The sequence below is a fragment of the Pseudomonas sp. SIMBA_068 genome, from assembly GCF_046534705.1.
In the GTDB taxonomy this organism is placed as follows: domain Bacteria; phylum Pseudomonadota; class Gammaproteobacteria; order Pseudomonadales; family Pseudomonadaceae; genus Aquipseudomonas; species Aquipseudomonas putida.
Genome location: NZ_JAWRYI010001126.1, coordinates 1 through 252, shown reverse-complemented (window position 1 = coordinate 252; position 252 = coordinate 1). Strand labels below are relative to the sequence as shown.

The 252-nt window shown below is 53.6% G+C and carries 1 pseudogene; it reads right to left on the bottom strand.

Features of this window, described 5'->3' with window-relative positions:
• A pseudogene (locus SB756_RS33005) lies at nt 1-217 on the bottom strand (amino acid ABC transporter permease); the annotation flags it as partial.
• Nucleotides 218-252: the final 35 nt, after the last annotated feature.

Genomic DNA, 252 nt, shown 5'->3' with positions numbered 1-252 from the left:
CCAGTAAGATCCCCCACGGTAGCGCCCCCGCAATCCCAACTGATGCAATAATTAAAGTTAGCGTCAGCCCGCCCCATTGCCGGGTTTCAACCCGCTCAAGAGCAAAAAAACCGCCATACATCAGCCACCAGACAATCAGTGGGTAAATCACCGCCCAGGCCGCAATATAGCGACCGCGATGCGGGAGTATTTTCCAGAACATTGGTGCGATCGACACAAGCCCAATCAGTAATGCGAGGTTAATTCGCCAGC